Source organism: Fibrobacter sp. UBA4297, from assembly GCF_002394865.1.
Classification (GTDB): Bacteria; Fibrobacterota; Fibrobacteria; order Fibrobacterales; family Fibrobacteraceae; genus Fibrobacter.
This window is the reverse complement of sequence record NZ_DGUZ01000017.1, coordinates 213,670-229,573: the sequence shown is the minus strand read 5'-3', so window position 1 is coordinate 229,573 and position 15,904 is coordinate 213,670. Positions and strand designations below refer to the sequence as shown.

At 51.5% G+C, this 15,904-nt stretch carries 10 protein-coding genes; 5 read left to right on the top strand and 5 right to left on the bottom strand.

Features of this window, described 5'->3' with window-relative positions:
* The first annotated feature begins 67 nt into the window (after positions 1-67).
* The 3 genes from B3A20_RS09250 to B3A20_RS09240 all read left to right on the top strand — a co-directional run bounded on the left by B3A20_RS09250 (position 68) and on the right by B3A20_RS09240 (position 5,305).
* Complete coding sequence (locus tag B3A20_RS09250; RefSeq protein ID WP_290763878.1) at positions 68-3,403, top strand: MFS transporter; 3,336 nt, start codon at positions 68-70, stop codon at positions 3,401-3,403.
* Between the two features lie 229 nt (positions 3,404-3,632).
* Entirely contained in the window at positions 3,633-4,100 is a 468-nt protein-coding gene (locus tag B3A20_RS09245) for a RidA family protein (protein ID WP_290763876.1), read from the top strand.
* A gap of 206 nt (positions 4,101-4,306) precedes the next feature.
* On the top strand, positions 4,307-5,305 hold the full coding sequence (locus B3A20_RS09240; RefSeq protein WP_290763873.1) for an Rpn family recombination-promoting nuclease/putative transposase: 999 nt from the start codon (positions 4,307-4,309) through the stop codon (positions 5,303-5,305).
* A 97-nt stretch (positions 5,306-5,402) separates the two neighbouring features.
* On the opposite strand, the gene B3A20_RS09235 is transcribed toward B3A20_RS09240, so the two are convergent.
* The 5 genes from B3A20_RS09235 to rapA form a co-directional block, all read right to left on the bottom strand.
* Positions 5,403-5,885, bottom strand: coding sequence for a hypothetical protein (locus B3A20_RS09235; protein WP_290763870.1), 483 nt, complete (start codon positions 5,883-5,885; stop codon positions 5,403-5,405).
* A 141-nt stretch (positions 5,886-6,026) separates the two neighbouring features.
* The gene (mutS, locus tag B3A20_RS09230; RefSeq protein ID WP_290763867.1) at positions 6,027-8,666 is read right to left on the bottom strand and encodes a DNA mismatch repair protein MutS; all 2,640 of its coding nucleotides are present in this window, start codon (positions 8,664-8,666) and stop codon (positions 6,027-6,029) included.
* Positions 8,666-9,370, bottom strand: a complete 705-nt coding sequence (scpB, locus tag B3A20_RS09225; protein WP_173389478.1) for an SMC-Scp complex subunit ScpB — start codon at positions 9,368-9,370, stop codon at positions 8,666-8,668. The genes mutS and scpB overlap by 1 nt, the downstream gene beginning before the upstream one ends.
* Before the next feature lie 41 nt (positions 9,371-9,411).
* Positions 9,412-10,551 carry a glutamate 5-kinase gene (gene proB / locus B3A20_RS09220; protein WP_290763859.1) on the bottom strand — a complete coding sequence of 380 codons (1,140 nt, stop codon included), beginning with the start codon at positions 10,549-10,551 and terminating at the stop codon, positions 9,412-9,414.
* A gap of 214 nt (positions 10,552-10,765) precedes the next feature.
* A complete protein-coding gene (rapA, locus tag B3A20_RS09215; protein ID WP_290763856.1) occupies positions 10,766-13,756 on the bottom strand; it encodes an RNA polymerase-associated protein RapA in 2,991 nt (996 codons plus the stop codon).
* Between the two features lie 66 nt (positions 13,757-13,822).
* Between rapA and B3A20_RS09210 the strand changes: the two genes are divergently transcribed.
* The gene (locus tag B3A20_RS09210) at positions 13,823-14,587 is read left to right on the top strand and encodes an RDD family protein (RefSeq protein WP_290763854.1); all 765 of its coding nucleotides are present in this window, start codon (positions 13,823-13,825) and stop codon (positions 14,585-14,587) included.
* A gap of 5 nt (positions 14,588-14,592) precedes the next feature.
* Positions 14,593-15,870, top strand: coding sequence for a UDP-N-acetylglucosamine 1-carboxyvinyltransferase (murA, locus tag B3A20_RS09205; RefSeq protein ID WP_088629505.1), 1,278 nt, complete (start codon positions 14,593-14,595; stop codon positions 15,868-15,870).
* Positions 15,871-15,904 lie beyond the last annotated feature (34 nt).

Genomic DNA, 15,904 nt, shown 5'->3' with positions numbered 1-15,904 from the left:
CTATATGAAACGCACATTACACTCTGGCGAGATTCCCTATTACATAGCTGTATTTTTAACATCTTTTATGCAACTGGGTTTATTCATCCACTTTCAACGTTGGATAACCTTCAACTCCGAAGGCACACGATTCTTCTGGCTGAGCCTTTTACTCCAGTTCGCCATGTTCTCGCCGAGCATCATCATGATGCATGTCGCAAGCTACTTCGCAGGCCGCTTCCCCAAGAGCAAGGTCATGGGCTGGACCTCCATCGGCATGGCAATTTCCGTTTTGCTGATTGCATTCTTCTTTGGCGAAAGGCTCGACTTCGGTGCATTTGCGCTATTGTTCCTCTACGGCATCTTCCTTGCGATTTTCAGCCCTGCAAAAATCGGCCTCATGAAAGAAATCACCGACGGGAACGACCTCGTGAGGATCAACGCCAAGCATTTGATTTTCATGGCGCTCGGCATCACGATTATATCCTTCCTCACGTTTGACTACAGCCCGAACGACAGCTCGACAATCAGCTACACACTGCTTCCGTTTATCCTCTCGGCTGTTGGCCTTGTTGCCGCGATTTCGTCTTTCTGCATCCGCATCTGCAAGCAGAACAAGTTCGTGAAGCTTCGCTCTCCCATGCGCAATTTTTCTTCGACCTGGTCGAACCCGATGCTCAAGCTCTCGATGCTCGGCATTGCTGCATTCTGGAGCGTGACGCAATTCCTCATCATGATTTCGCAGAACATGACAGGCACGCAGAGCACAACGCTTTTCCAGTGGACGTTCATCTTTACAGGAATCGGCTACATCATTGGCGCCATCAGTGCCGCAAAGTCTTCCAAGAACTTCGTGGAAACAGGCCTTATCCCGCTTGCCGCCATTGCGTCTTCCATCACGATGATTATGACGCCATTCATCAATAACCAGTACGTCCTTGCGTTCCTCTACGCATTCATCGCCTTCTGGGCAGGCTCCGCATTCGTCATCCTCCGCACGGTCATCCAAAACGTCACACGCCCAGACACATCTGGCCGCATCCACGCCGTTTCGTTCATGATTCAGATGAGCTTCCTGTTCATCTTACTTGGCTTCCAGGTCATCCTCTTCCTCATGACCGAACTCAGCCTCCACAAACAGCTATTCTTCCTCGCTGTGATCCTCGCCCTCACGTTCGTGTTCACGCTCAAGCGCACCCCGATGACGCTCCTCCGCGCTGGGCTCCGCTTTGCATTCTCATACGTGTTCCGCTATAAGGTCAAGGTCCACGGCATCCAGAATATGCCCGAATCTGGTCCGCTCCTTTTGGTAGGCCCGCACTACAGCTTTATTGACTGGGCCGTGCTCCAGATGGCAAGCCCGCGCCCGCTTCTCATCGCAAGTAACCGCAACACCTTTGCCGACTGGTATTTGCGCTGGTTCGCACACGGCAAGTCCGTCATCGACATCAACCGCCGCGACCCAAGTGAAGCGATGAAAAAAATCCACGAAGCGCTCCTCAAGGGCGAAGCCGTCGTCATCTTCCCCGAAGGCGAAGTATCAAAGACTCCATTTGTATCCAAGTTCTCGCTCGATTACACAAAGGCTATTGAAGGCACCGAAGCCCAAATCGTCCCGTTCTACATACAAGGTCTTTGGGGCAGCCGCTACAGCCACGCCTCCGAATGTGTGAACCGCCCGCAGTATTTCAACCGAGTCATCAGCGTAGGTTTCGGCAAGGCTCTCCCCGCCACCACGCCCGAAAACGTGATCCGCAAGGACTTGCAGAACCTGGGAACCGACATCTGGAACATGGCGATGGACCATTCCGCAAGTATCATCCCGCTCTGGTACCGCGCGATGCGCAAGCGCCGTTCCCGCCCAATCTTGATTGACCCTGCCGGCCGCCACGTGAATGGTTACGAGATGATCCGCCTCTGCCACCACTTCAGCAAGAAAATCAAATCGCTCACCAAGAACGACCAGAACGTAGGCTTCATGCTCCCCACGAGCCGCGACGCCGCTCTCGGCATTATGTCTATTCTCGGCTGCGGAAAGACGACCGTCAACCTGAACTACACCTCGCCTGTAGACACGCTCATTGGTTGCATCGACAAGGCTGAACTTTCGACAATTGTCACGTCCCGAGCCTTCTTTGACAAGCTCTGCGGCAAGAACTCCGACTTCAAGCAGCTTGCCGAAAAATGCCAGATGTTCTACATCGACGAAGAAGAACAGAAAATCAGCACATTCTGCCGTCTGCTCGAATCGTTCATCGTCTTAACGTTCCCCAAGAAACTTTTGAGAGACCTCTGGTTCACGACCGCAAAGCTGAGCGACGATGCTGTTATCTTGTTCAGCTCCGGTTCTGAAGGTACACCGAAGGGTGTAGAACTCACGCACAAGAACGTGATTTCCAACGCCCAGCAAGGAGACCACGTCATCAGGCTTTGCCGCACCGACGTGATGACATCGCTCCTCCCGCTGTTCCATTCGTTTGGCTTTACGATGACATTCATGATGCCGCTTTTGGACGGTGTGCCGATGGTGCTCTGCCCCGACCCGACTGACATCAAGACGCTTGCTCGCGTGTGTGCCGAATACAAGGCGACCATCCTCATGGGCACCCCGACATTCCTCCGCGCCATCGCCATCAACCGCTGGGTCCACCCGATGTGCCTCGACTCTTTGCGCTACGTGATTGCCGGTGCAGAAAAGCTCCGCCCCGAAATGCGCGAGACCTTCAAGCTCAAGTTCGGCAAGGACATTTACGAAGGCTACGGCTGTACGGAACTCACGCCGCTTGCAACGCTCAACGCCCCGAACGTACTTTTGGACGACTTCTTGACGATGGAAAAATGCAGTGACCCATCGAGCATCGGCATGGTCGTCCCGGGTTCTACAGGTGCCATTATTAACCCCGAGACAAACGAATTCTTGGCTCCGGGTGAAGAAGGCATGCTCGTCATCACAGGCCCGCAAGTGATGAAGGGTTACCTCCGCGATGAAGCTAAAACTGATGCCGTCATTTTTGAAGTCGATGGGCGTCGCTGGTACAAGACCGGAGACAAGTGTACCATCACCGAAGACGGCTTCGTCAAGATTCTCGGCCGCTACAGCCGCTTTGCAAAGCTCGGTGGTGAAATGATTTCGCTTACCGCTGTGGAACTCCGCATTGCAGAAACAGGCATCATGGGAGAACACGAATTTGCCATTACCGCCGTTCCGGATTCTGTGAAGGGCGAACGCATCGTGCTCCTCGTCAAAGGCGACGAAGCTCTCGATACCGAAGAAATCTCAAGAAGTTTGCGCAAGTCAGGCATTCCGCCACTCATGCAACCGGGTTCCGTGTTCTGCGTCGAAGCCATCCCGAAGCTCGGCAGTGGCAAGTGGGACTTCAACGGAATGAAGAAGCTCGCCACGGAATTAGTCGAGAAGAAGTAACGGTCCGCATCATCCTGAGCGAAGGCGTATTGCGCCGTAGTCGAAGGAACCTGTGCTATTTTGCAAACGTCATGCCGGCCCCCAAGCCGGCATCTTCTTTTATACCAGTAATAGTCCTTGCATATACCTCAGCAAAATACAAAGTACATTCCACGAAATCGCCTAACGAAAAAATGCCAAATAAGGCGCAATTATTGTATATTAGAAGCGCAAAAAACAAGGAGATTACATGAGCAATATTGTCTCTAAATTTGAAGAACTGGGGCTGACGCTCCCCGCCTGCCCCGCACCGGTTGCCGCTTATGTTCCGGCAACGCGCTTTGGCGATACGATTATTGTTTCTGGGCAGTTGCCGTCCGTGAAGGGAGACTTTTCTGCTTTTATAGGCGTTGTTCCGAACCAGATTTCTGTGGAAAAGGCCAAGGAAGCGGCACAGATTTGCTTCTTGAACAACATTGCCGCCGCCCTCACGCAGTTGAAAGCCGGCGAAACACTCCGCCTCGTTCAGATTCAGGGATTTGTGCAGTCTGCAAACGATTTCCATGACCAGCCGATTGTACTGAATGGCGCCAGCGAACTCGCCGTGCAGATTCTCGGTGAGAACGGCAAACACGCGCGTACGGCTGTCGGCGTTTCTACGCTCCCGAAGAACGTCGCTGTTGAAATCAGCTGCTCGTTCCAAGCGATTAAAGAATAGTTAGTTGTTCATCTCATTGGTCTTTTGTCTCCTAGCCACAAAACCGGGCGCCAAAAGACCTCTTGCTTTTTTCAGTACAGTTTTATAGATTACAATTAACTAGTTCCAACGAGCTAGGCTTTTCTATATCTTTTTCTATATCCTTTATTATATCGTTTGCTATATGAACAAAAATCGAGTTACTGAACTCGATGAAAAGTGATTTCATGGAAAAAGAAAAAAAAGCGTCAAAACGTAAGCACGATTCCTTCTTTAAATACATCTACTCCATTCCACAAAACACAAAAGCACTTTTACAACTCGCTCAACGCCGGACTCCAGCACTCCGCAAAATGCTTTCGAACGTCAATATGGAAAGCCTCGAACCCATTCCTGAAAGTTTCAGCACCGTTGGCGAACGAGGCGAAGCCGATCTCGCCTTCAAAGCAAAGTCGCTTAAAGGAGGGCCAGACGCATTCGTTGGCATATTACTCGAACACAAGTCTGTCAGAGAAAACGACACGCTCTCGCAAATTTATCACTATGTTTTTGAAGTGATGGTGAACAAAAGTAATTCCGACTTCAAATGGCTCCCGACAAAAGCAATTATCATCTACAACGGAAAATCTCACTGGAACCCCGTTGAAGAATTCAAGAAAAAAGGGTATGAACAATTCAACGGAAAAGATCTTCCATTTGAATGCGTCATGGTAAGCCTTGCAAACATTCTTGATTCTGATTGCAGCGGTTCGAACAATCCTGTAGCAGCCATCGGGCTTCTTGTGATGAAACACGCCTACGATCCTGATGGACTCAAGAGCGCCGGCAAAATTATCAAGGAATTGCTCGACAAACTGGACAACAACGCGAGGGCTACTCTCGTCAAAAAAATTGAATTATATTTGAAGTGGTATGTTGATAAAACTTTAATCAAGGAGATGATTATGGCATTCAGAAGCATTGGAGAACGCATGGGCTTTGTCAGCATCGCCGATGCAGAAAGAAAAGCCAAAGCGGCGGGTCTCCGGAAAGGTATGAAAAAAGGACTTGAAGAGGGGCTCAAAAAAGGAATCGAAGAAGGAATCGAAAAAGGGATCAAAAAAGGGATTGAAAAAGGAATTGAAAAAGGTCGCAAAAATAGCGAGAAGATGTTTAAGCTTTGGGTTCAGAGAGTGTCAAAAAAGCTGAATGTTCCCGAAAAAGATCTTCTTGCATTGAAACCATAAATCAATGAAACCTAGCCTTACTTCAGCATGCACTCTTCAACATGGCTCAGTGCAAACAGCACAAGTCGCGAGGATGACTAAAATCGCAAGAATAACATCACAACACAAGTGAGCGGATCCACTCGCGCATGTGGAATACGGAATAGCCCGAAGTCAGCGACTTCTGGGCTATTTTTGCACCCCATTCCGTCGCCATTTTCTTGGGATCCAGCGGAAACCCGACACGGCCCAAATCCAAGCGGTCTGCATCAAAGCAAGTGTCTATCGTAACAATTCCCGTACGCGGCTGAATCGTGTGGAAGCGGCACGCATCATAGAGCCAGCCAAAGCGCTCATCGTCCAATTCAAAAAGCTTTTCCTCACGGCAACGCTTTGCAAATTCTGCGCCGCGTGCACCATGTTCACGGTCGTATGCATCATCCAAACGCTGCGAGTCGTGGAAAATCGCAAACAAGCGCACCACATCAATGTCGGCGCCAGTCTTTTTCGCCAAGAGGAGCCCATTGTACTCCACCTGATGCCAATGCTCAATGCCATGAACCTCGGACTCGTAGAGCCGATTCTCAAAAGCAAAGTTCATTAAAGCCGCGAAATCGATCATTGTTAGGAGTTAGGTGGTAGGCTATAGGTTGTAGGTAATAATTAGCAATTTTGTTAGGCAAAGGTCGGCGAAGCCACTTTTATAAACCTAATACCTAACACCTATTACCTAAAACCTATTCTATTTCCCGTAATTTTCCTTCAGGTCCATGAGGCGCTGCAGCGCTTGCATCGGGGTCATTTCCTCGGGCTTGAGCCTGCGAATTTCATCCTTGAGCAAGAGCGTGTTTTCGTCTGGCGGTGCAAACAAGTCCATCTGCGGCTGCGCCTTGATTTTCTTGTTTTGCGCCTCGTCGCTCGGGTCAATCTTCTGCTTTTCCAAACGGAGCAAAATCTTGCGAGCTCGGCGCACCACGTTAGGTGGGAGCCCCGCCATCTCAGCCACGTGAATGCCATAGCTCGAATCGCAAGCGCCTTCGAGAATCTTGTGCAAGAACGTGAGCTTGTCGCCCTTTTCCTGCACGGCGACCTGGAAGTTTCCGGCATGCTCCAGCGAATCCACAAGCCCCGTCAATTCGTGATAGTGCGTTGCAAACAGCGTAAGCGCCATGCGAGCGGGCTCGCTGTGGAGCGTCTCGACAATTGCCCACGCAATCGAGAGGCCGTCAAACGTGCTCGTACCGCGACCGATTTCATCGAGCAGCACAAGGCTATGCGGCGTCGCATTGCGGAGGATGTTCGCCGTTTCAATCATTTCGACCATGAACGTACTGAGGCCACGGCTCAAGCGGTCACTCGCGCCCACACGCGTAAAGATGCGGTCCACTACGCCAATGCGAGCACTTTCGGCAGGCACAAAGCAGCCAATCTGCGCCATGAGCACAATAAGCCCAGTCTGGCGCAAGTACGTCGATTTACCGGCCATGTTCGGGCCTGTAATGAGCATCAGTCGCGTACCATCCGGCGAGAGCGTCACGTCGTTCGGGATAAAGTTCAAATCAGGGTTCACCGCGACAATCACCGGATGGAAACCGCCGCGAATTTCAATACCCGTCCCTTCAAAAACTTCCGGGCAAACGTAATTGTACTTGCGGGCCGCACGGGCAAAGCTATACAAACTATCGACTCGAGCAATTGCATCGGCAATGCCCTGGAGTTCGGCGCGCCAGCTGTTCACGCGTTCGCGAAGTTCGCAGAAAATCTTGTATTCCAACGCATGGATGTTGACTTCGGCGTTGCTGATGACGGATTCGCATTCCTTCATTTCCGGCGTGATATAGCGTTCGCCATTCACCGTTGTCTGCTTGCGGATATACTCATCCGGAATCGGCTGCGTGGCCTTTGCCATCTGCGCCTTCGTGATTTCGATGTAATAACCGAACACGCGGTTGTAACCGACTTTCAATGACGGGATTCCAAGGCGTTCGCGTTCGCGACCTTCCAAGGAAGCAATCCATTCGCGGCGTTCCTTGATGTCTTCGTTCATCGCATCAAGTTCAGCACTTGCCCCCGGGCGAATCATACCGCCTTCGCGCACGGTCATCGGCAAGTCATCATTGAAGTACTTGAGCAAGTCTTCGCCACGGCCCTTTGCTGCATTCAACGTTTCGCGTAGACCTTCAAAAAGCGGCGCATGCAAGCCTTCCAAAACGTCAGCGACCTTTGATGCCTGCGAAAGAGAACGTCCCATTCCCGCGAGGTCACGCGCATTTGCACGACCGGAACCCACACGGCCCATCAAGCGCTCCATATCGAGAATCGACGTGAGCGATTCCTTGAGTTCGTCAAGCGCCACAGGATTCTGGACAAGTTCGCCCACCGCTTCTTCGCGTTCGCGGATGCGGTCCACAGCAATCAACGGATGGCTCACCCAGTCCTTGAGCGTACGCCCCCCCATCGCCGTCACCGTAAAATCGAGCACCGAGCAAAGCGTGCTGGAATAATCGTCAGCATTCAGCGGACGCACGAGTTCCAAATTGCGGAGCGTGCTCGGGTCGAGCGTCATGTAATCGTCCAGATTCAAAATTTCGAGCGTCGTAAAGTGCGACAATTCGGACTTTTTCTGGTTAATCAAATACTGGAGCAACGCACCCGTCACTGACGTTTCAAAAACGCGACCATCCAAGCCAAGGCCATCAAGCGCTTCGACCTTGAAGTGCGTAAAGAGCACATCCTTCGCTTGGTCTTCTGCAAACAAAATAGCAGGAAGTTCCGTGACCAGAACGTTTTCGGCCTTGATCAAGTCCATAATGGCAGCAGGGATTGTCGTTCCTTCGGGAATCACGATTTCCTTGGGCATGCGGCGGCTGAATTCGCATTCGAAAGCCTGCACACTGCTACGGCACGTGGCCAAGTAACCCGTTGTCACATCGGCAATCGCAAAAGCAGCTACGTCCCCGTTTCCGCCCTTGCCATCATCGCTTGTCGCAGGCACATAAGCGCAAAGGTAGTTTGCCTCTTTCGCATTGAGGTTTTCTTCGTTCATCGCCGTGCCAGCGCTGATGATTTCAACAATGTCGCGCTTGACAATGCCCTTTGCAAGTTTCGGGTCTTCGACTTGTTCGCAAATGGCGATACGGTAGCCAGCCGCCACCATCTTGGGCACATAGCGTTCAGCAGCGTGGTGCGGGAACCCGCACAAAGGCGTTGCACCGGAAGCGCCGTTATTGCGGCTCGTGAGCGTTAAACCTAAAATTTTCGAGGCGATTACAGCGTCATCTTCAAAAAGTTCAAAGAAGTCGCCCATGCGGAAAAACAAAATGCAGCCAGGATTTTCTTTCTTGATTTCGTAATATTGCTGCATCAACGGAGTAACGGCCATTAAGCATCTCCCATAGACAATTCAATCTGGTCAGTCGATTCTTCGAGCGGAGTCGGTTCTTCCGGAGCATTTTCCGGCTTTGCATATTGCGGCACCAAAGCGCCCGCTTCCAAAAGTTCACTGAATTCACGCAAACGCGGCAAATCTTCAGGAATGCGATTGATACCAAAGTATTTCAAAAATTCCTGCGTAGTCACGTAAGTATAGGGGTTACCGACCGTTTCAGCTCTTGCGCCCAAAGTAATAAAGCCTTTGTCAAGCAAGTTACGGATCGGACCATCCGCAGACGAAACGCCACGCACCTGTTCAATCGCGGCCTTGGTAATCGGCTGCTGGTAAGCAATCACGGCAAGCGTTTCAAGAGCCGCCTGCGAAAGGCGCCTTGCATTTGCTTCCGGGAAGAGCTTGCGCACCCACGGATAATACTTTGCACGTGTTCTAAAGCGGTAACCGCCCGCCTGTTCCACAATTTCAAACGGAGACTGAATCTTGTTCAAAGAATCGTTCGCGGTAATGAGCGCATCCGCCACAGAACGAGCATCCAAGAAGTCGCCGAGAATTTCGCGAAGCTTCTTGAGCGTCACGACATCCGGAGACGCAAACACAAGCGCCTGTATAATGCGAGCCAGGTCTTCCCTACTTTCAACTTTCGGGAGTTCCGCCGATTCTTCGGCCAGTTCTTCGACATTCTGATCTTCAGCCATACGTTTGATCCTTTTGTCTAAAGCGGTCTAAAGTCACCTAGTTAGAATACAACCAAGTCGTTCTTGTGGATAAGTTCATCAGGAACGTTCTTGCCCAAGATTTCATGCACCTGGGCAGTCTTCTTACGGAGCACAAGCTTGAGCGTTTCGCTATCAAAACCAGCGACACCGCGAGCCACAGGATTCTTCTTTTCATCCTGGACTTCAATCAAGTCGCCCTTGTCAAAATGCTTCTGTACGGCAACAACACCCACCGGCAACAAGCTCGAATGATTTTCACGCAAAGCCTTCACGCCGCCTTCATCGACAATCACGCTTCCACGCGGCGTTGTGATAAAGCTCAACCAGCGCTGACGGCTATTAAGCTTTTTCTTGGAACCTGCGAACAAAGTACCATTTGCGTTTTCAAAGAACACCTGATGCGGGAGGACCTTCATACCGTTTGCGAGGAATGCATTCGCGCCACTCTTCGTCACATTGCGAATGGCTTCGAGCTTGCTCCGCATGCCGCCAGTACTGACAGCGGAACCAGCCTCACCGGGCTTTCCGGCAAGTGCCAAAATCGCAGGCGTGATTTCAGGAACAAAGTTCAACAAGCGAGCGTTCGGATTCTTCTTCGGATTGTCATCGAACAAGCCATCTTCATCCGTAAAGATGAGGAGCAAGTCAGCATCAAGGAACAGCGCCACATCGCTTGAGAGCTTGTCGTTATCGCCCACCTTGATTTCAGCAACGGCCAAAGAGTCGTTCTCGTTAATAATCGGAACAATCTTTTTGGCAAGCATGGCCTTGATGGTGTTTTGCAAATTCTTGTAACGTGCACGGTCACGGAAGTCTTCTGCAGACAAGAGAATCTGACCGACGGAGAGTTGCACCCAGCGGAACATTTCGCGATAAGCGTACATAAGGTCAATCTGACCCACGGCAGCGCAAGCCTGCTTTTCGGCAAGCACAGTCGGCTTCTGCTTGTAGCCAAGTTCTGCCATGCCAGTGCCCACAGCACCACTCGTGACAATGACGACTTCCTTGCCTGCATCCATCAAACGAGCCACGGAATCTGCGAGCTTCTGGATGTAACGCGTACGAACGCCACCACGCTCGGAATCCACGAGAATGCGAGAACCAATCTTCACCACCACGCGGCGAGCTTCATCTAAAATGTTCTTTCTTAATTCACTCATTTTTCAGTCGTTAGTTATTAGTCAATAGTTATTAGTTAGCAATTTTCCTTTGATGTCATGCCCGCCTCTGAGCGGGCACCTCCTTCTTTCGAAGGAGAAAATGGAGATTCCCGATCAAGTCGGGAATGACAGCATTATTTTCATTTCTGTTTACTAACCACTGCATACTCTTTCGTCTCTCGTCTGTAGCCCACTTCTGTGGGCGTTCTTTCGTCTACTTACACACCACCAAGCGAATGGCATCGAGGCGGAGTTGCGGGTTAGCCACAATCTTCTTGCGTTCCTGTACATTCTTGCGGAGCTGCTTCAAAGCTTCGCTCGTACCCGCCTTGCCACGCATCGAGAGCAAATGATTCATGCGCTGGTATTCCTGTTCCGAACGGGCTTCCACGGCATTTGCCGCTTCTTCGGCATACTTCTTCGCCTGTTCAGAAACAATCAAGCGAGCCTTCGCAAGGCCATCCTTAGCAAAGTAACGAAGCGTCATATCGACAGCCGCATTGCCCTGCGGAACGCCCACATCCTTGAGCGCCGCATTCGAAAGCGCATCGAAATGTTCAGACATGTTTTCGCCCTTCGCATTCACGAGCACCTTGAAATACTTCGGCCCAGCGATATCGGCGCAGCCCCATTCTTCGGACACTGGGAGTTCCACAGCAAAGTTGTACTGCATCATGAGTCCGCGCAAACCGGAGTTCGGCCAAATCGCGCAAGAAACCGTTCCACGGCCAAAGCTCGTTTCGTAATCGAACACGCCCTGAGCGAGCGGATGGTCCAAGCTGATAAATTCGATATCGTCATGCGTCATGGCAACATCGCGATCGAACGTGACCGTCATGCAAGTGCCACCACTCACGCGACCGTCGCCATCGGAATCTCCACCGCCTTCGCCACACAAATCCGTCTGACTATTCACGCGACCACCGCCAGCAGTAGTAGCGGCCATTGCCAAATCAGGCATGCCCGGCACAGAGCCCGCTTCAACCTGCGGTCCCATCGTGATGAGGAAGCAATCCTGCACAGAGCTCTTTTCCACATCGAGTCCGCGATTCATCAAAGAATCAAACACGAGATTCTTGAGTTCCGGTTCCGCATCAAGTTCACGAATTTCGTCCGTGATTTCCTTTGCCTTTTCAGGATTGCGGGAGTTAAATTCCAGCAAGCGGTCACGACCGTTTTCGATATGCTTACGCATCTGTTCGCAGTCTTTCTTGACCTGCGGGATGACGTTCTTCACAAAGTTTTCAAGGCTAGCGCGCGGCGTTGCCAAAGCTTCAATCAGTGATTCCGTGTACTTGAGGAAGAGTTCACCACCGCTCATGAGCGGAGCGCCAAACGAATTCAAACCTTCGTTGTACCAGCGGAACATCACTTCCTGGCCCGAGCCCTTCACGTACGGCACGTGGATGATAATGTCCTTGTCCTGACCAATGCGGTCCAAACGACCAATACGCTGTTCCACGAGAGCTGCATCAAGAGGCAAGTCGAACAAGACCAAGTGATGCGAGAACTGGAAGTTACGGCCTTCAGAACCAATTTCAGAAGCGATGAGCAAGTTTGCACCATCGGGCTTGCTGAAGTTTGCCGCAGCCTTGTCACGAGCCATGATGCTCATATCTTCGTGGAACATCACAAACGCACCTTCGCCCAAGAATTCGAGGAGCAAAGTTTCAAGCGCCTGCACGACCTGAATGGATTCGCAAATCAGCAAAACCTTTTCGTTCTTGTATTCCTTGAGGAACCCCTTAAGCCACACAAAGCGTTCGTCCATCGCCCATGCGTCGGAGAACCTCGTGCAGAGGAGGCCATTTTCCTGAATGTCGGTCGATGCTTCCAAGTCGCGGTCGGCAGCGACATCCACCATTTCACGGTAAGCCGGATTCGGTTCAAGCGGGATTTCATCGAGCACACGCTTCGGGAATCCGCCCACGCCCTTACGCGTATTGCGGAACACCACAGAACCCGTACCCATGCCATCGACAATGCGGCGCATCCATTCGCCTGCGGTCATGGATTTTGAATTTTCCTGTTCCAGCCACGGACGGATCTGCGAGTTCTTCGGGACACATTCGTACAAGTCGTCCCAGCTCATGTGGTGGTTCGGGTCGGTCGGGAGCTTATTTAAATCTCGCACAAGCTTGAGGTAAGCTTCCTGGTCCTTGATAAAATCGTTATAGTCTGCAAAGCGCACCGGGTCGAGCATCTTGAGACGGTTGAACTGCGATTCCGGATGGAGCTGCAAGGGCGTACCGGTCAAAAGCAAAACACCCTTAGAGCGACCAATCACCCTATTTGCAAGCATGTACTCGTGGCTCGTAAAACCATCCTCGCACACCAGATGGTGGGCTTCATCAATGATGGTCATATCCCAGTTCGTCTTCAAAAGGTCTTCGATCAATGCAGGCTGTGCCATCAAAAAGTCGATGGACACAATGATGTCGTTACTCTGCATGAACGGATTGGGCTTCGTTTCATCTTTTGCGACACCCACAAACAAGCCACGGATGTAGCCTTCGTCCACCAGCGTAAAAAGCTGGTTGAAACGGCGCTTCATTTCAATCATCCACTGGTGCTTCAGCGTTTCCGGGACAATCACGAGCGTACGCTGGATGCGGCCTCTCGACTTGAGCGCATGCCAAATCATGCCCGCTTCAATAGTCTTGCCCAAACCCACTTCGTCCGAAAGCATAAGCCTCGGGAGCGTAGAGCTAGAGCATGCGCGGTAGCAAAGGTAATACTGGTGCGGGATCATGCTCACACGCGGGCCAATCATGCCGCGAACCGGCGAAGACATCCACTTATAATACATTTCCATCGCATCTTCATGACGCAAAAAATCACGTGACGAGCAAACTTCGTCATCGGCCAAGGCCTTAAACAGCACTGCCGGTCGAGCGGTCGAAATCTTCGAGCTCAGCTCGGATTCCTTCATCTCTTTGCCATTTCGCCCGACATAAACCATGATACCCGCATCTTCGCGAACGGAGTCTACCACAAAGGAGACGCCCTTTTCGCTCTTGACGGTTTCACCCACTTGCAAAACAAAACGTTCAATCGGAGCTTCATCGGTCCTGTAAATACGAGCTTGACCGATAGACGGGAACAAAATTTTAACAGTACGGCCCTGAACTTCAGATACAATACCAAGCCCCAGGGTAGGTTCGGCTTGGCTAACGTAGCGCTGACCAATTTTAAACATCATCATAACCTGTAAATTTAGGATTTTTTCGAAAATTCGGCTTGCGAACTTTTTACTAAATTATTCCACAACATGAAATGGTTTTATATCGATACATCAATCACCGACGGGGATAGGCGTCAAGGTCCTTATTCTATCGATGAAATTAGAGATTTTGTCAACGAAGGCAAAATAAAAGACGAAACTTTAGTCTGGCACTCAGGCGAAACGAATTGGAAAGCATGGAAAGATTTCCCTGAAGCAAGCGAACCCCCGGAGCCGACCGAAGAAGAACTCCTCAAGCAGACGATTGAAACGTTATTGCAAGGCAGAATGCAGCGCAAGCGATTTGCAGGATTTTTTGTACGCGCGAACGCCTTTATTATAGACAACTTAATTCTTTCTGTAGTCGGTGCAATTTTCCTTTACGTCATGAGTTTGGCCGGTATGGTGGACTTAAGTGCCGCCTCCGAAATCGCAAATCAGTACATCGAAAGCCCCACCTCCACGGACCTTGTTTCCAAAGCTCTCGATCTCCCCGGAATGTCTACATTCTTTACGATTTGGAGCATTGTACAGGCAATTTACTTTATCGTATTCCACGCCGTTTGGGGCGCCACGCCGGGTAAAAAGCTCATGCGCATTCATGTCGAAATGGCAAATGGCGAAAAGCTTTCGTGGGCATTCTCGATTTTCCGCTTTGTGGCAAGTATCGTCACGCAAGCGACACTCATTTTTTATGGTCTGGGTTACCTTATTGTCCTTATCGATCCGCAAAAGAGAGCGCTACACGACTTTATCGCACAGACTCGTGTCGTTCATAATGCCATCGAACCAAAAGAAAAGAAAGAGGTTTAATTTATATGGATCAGTTTATCGTTCCGCAAGTCAAAGCACCGGTCAATGGTGAAGTTGAAATTTCTGGTGCCAAAAACGCCGTGCTTGCCGTGATGGCAGCGGCCCTCCTCGCCGATGGCGTTTCTGAAATCACAAATGTTCCGCACCTAAAAGACATGAAGACCATGTCCGATGTGCTCCGCGTGATCGGTTGCCACATCAATGGCGGAAGTCACGTCTTGAGAATCGACACCCGCGGTGTAGACCATCTCGAAGCACCGTACGAACTTGTGAAGACCATGCGCGCAAGCTTCTACGTGCTCGGCCCTCTCGTTGCCAGATTCGGACGTTGCCGCGTCTCGCTCCCCGGCGGATGCGCCTGGGGCCCGCGCCCTGTGGACCTTCACCTCAAGGGTCTCGAAGCGCTCGGTGCAAAGATTACCGTCACGCACGGTTACGTCGAAGCCACTTGTGAAGGCCGCCTCCCTGGTGGTAACTTCAACTTCCCGATTTCTAGCGTCGGTGCAACGGTCAACGTCTTGATGGCAGCTACACTTGCCAAGGGCGTAAGCGTCTTGCAGAACGCCGCCCTCGAACCTGAAATTGACAACCTCATCGACTTCCTCACGAGCATGGGCGCAAAGATTCAGGGTCGTGGCACACGCACCCTCACCGTCCAGGGCGTCGAATCGCTCCGCCCGGGCACAGGCGTCACCATCCCGGACCGCATTGAAGCAGGCACATTCCTCTGCGCAGCAGCCATCACGCGCGGCCGCGTGAAAGTCACTCGCATCATTCCTGAACACATCGCCTCTACGCTCGACGCTTTCCGCGAAATCGGCTGCAAGGTGAACGTCGGTGCCGACTGGGCCGAAGTTGACGCCCGCCAGCAGGAACTCAAGCCGATGAGCCTTGTGACGCTCCCATTCCCGGGATTCCCGACCGATATGCAGGCTCCGTTCATGGCAACGCTCCTCTCCATTCCAGGGAACAGCCTCGTGCAAGACACGGTTTATAACGACCGCTTTAAACATGTCGCCGAACTTGAACGCTTGGGAGCCTCCATCCAGCTGAACGGCAACACGGCTACCATCAAGGGCGGCCTCCCGCTCGAAGGTGCCGACATCATGGGTTCCGACCTCCGCGCAAGCGCAGCCCTCGTTCTCGCAGGCCTCATTGCCGAAGGCGAAACGACCATCAGCCGTATTTACCATCTCGACCGCGGCTACGAAGATTTCGAAGCCAAGATGGCAAAGATTGGTGCGACCGTCAAGCGATTCAACCCGGACGCCCGCGACGAATAAAAAATGGCGTCACCCCAAACGCACAAAAGCCGGC

Bases quoted from the DNA above. Each gene is read 5' to 3' on its own strand.
- B3A20_RS09250 (WP_290763878.1), top strand. From the start codon at position 68: ATGCAACTGGGTTTATTCATCCACTTTCAACGTTGGATAACCTTCAAC.
- B3A20_RS09245 (WP_290763876.1), top strand. From the start codon at position 3,633: ATGAGCAATATTGTCTCTAAATTTGAAGAACTGGGGCTGACGCTCCCC.
- B3A20_RS09240 (WP_290763873.1), top strand. From the start codon at position 4,307: ATGGAAAAAGAAAAAAAAGCGTCAAAACGTAAGCACGATTCCTTCTTT.
- B3A20_RS09235 (WP_290763870.1), bottom strand. From the start codon at position 5,885: ATGAACTTTGCTTTTGAGAATCGGCTCTACGAGTCCGAGGTTCATGGC.
- mutS (WP_290763867.1), bottom strand. From the start codon at position 8,666: ATGGCCGTTACTCCGTTGATGCAGCAATATTACGAAATCAAGAAAGAA.
- scpB (WP_173389478.1), bottom strand. From the start codon at position 9,370: ATGGCTGAAGATCAGAATGTCGAAGAACTGGCCGAAGAATCGGCGGAA.
- proB (WP_290763859.1), bottom strand. From the start codon at position 10,551: ATGAGTGAATTAAGAAAGAACATTTTAGATGAAGCTCGCCGCGTGGTG.
- rapA (WP_290763856.1), bottom strand. From the start codon at position 13,756: ATGATGATGTTTAAAATTGGTCAGCGCTACGTTAGCCAAGCCGAACCT.
- B3A20_RS09210 (WP_290763854.1), top strand. From the start codon at position 13,823: ATGAAATGGTTTTATATCGATACATCAATCACCGACGGGGATAGGCGT.
- murA (WP_088629505.1), top strand. From the start codon at position 14,593: ATGGATCAGTTTATCGTTCCGCAAGTCAAAGCACCGGTCAATGGTGAA.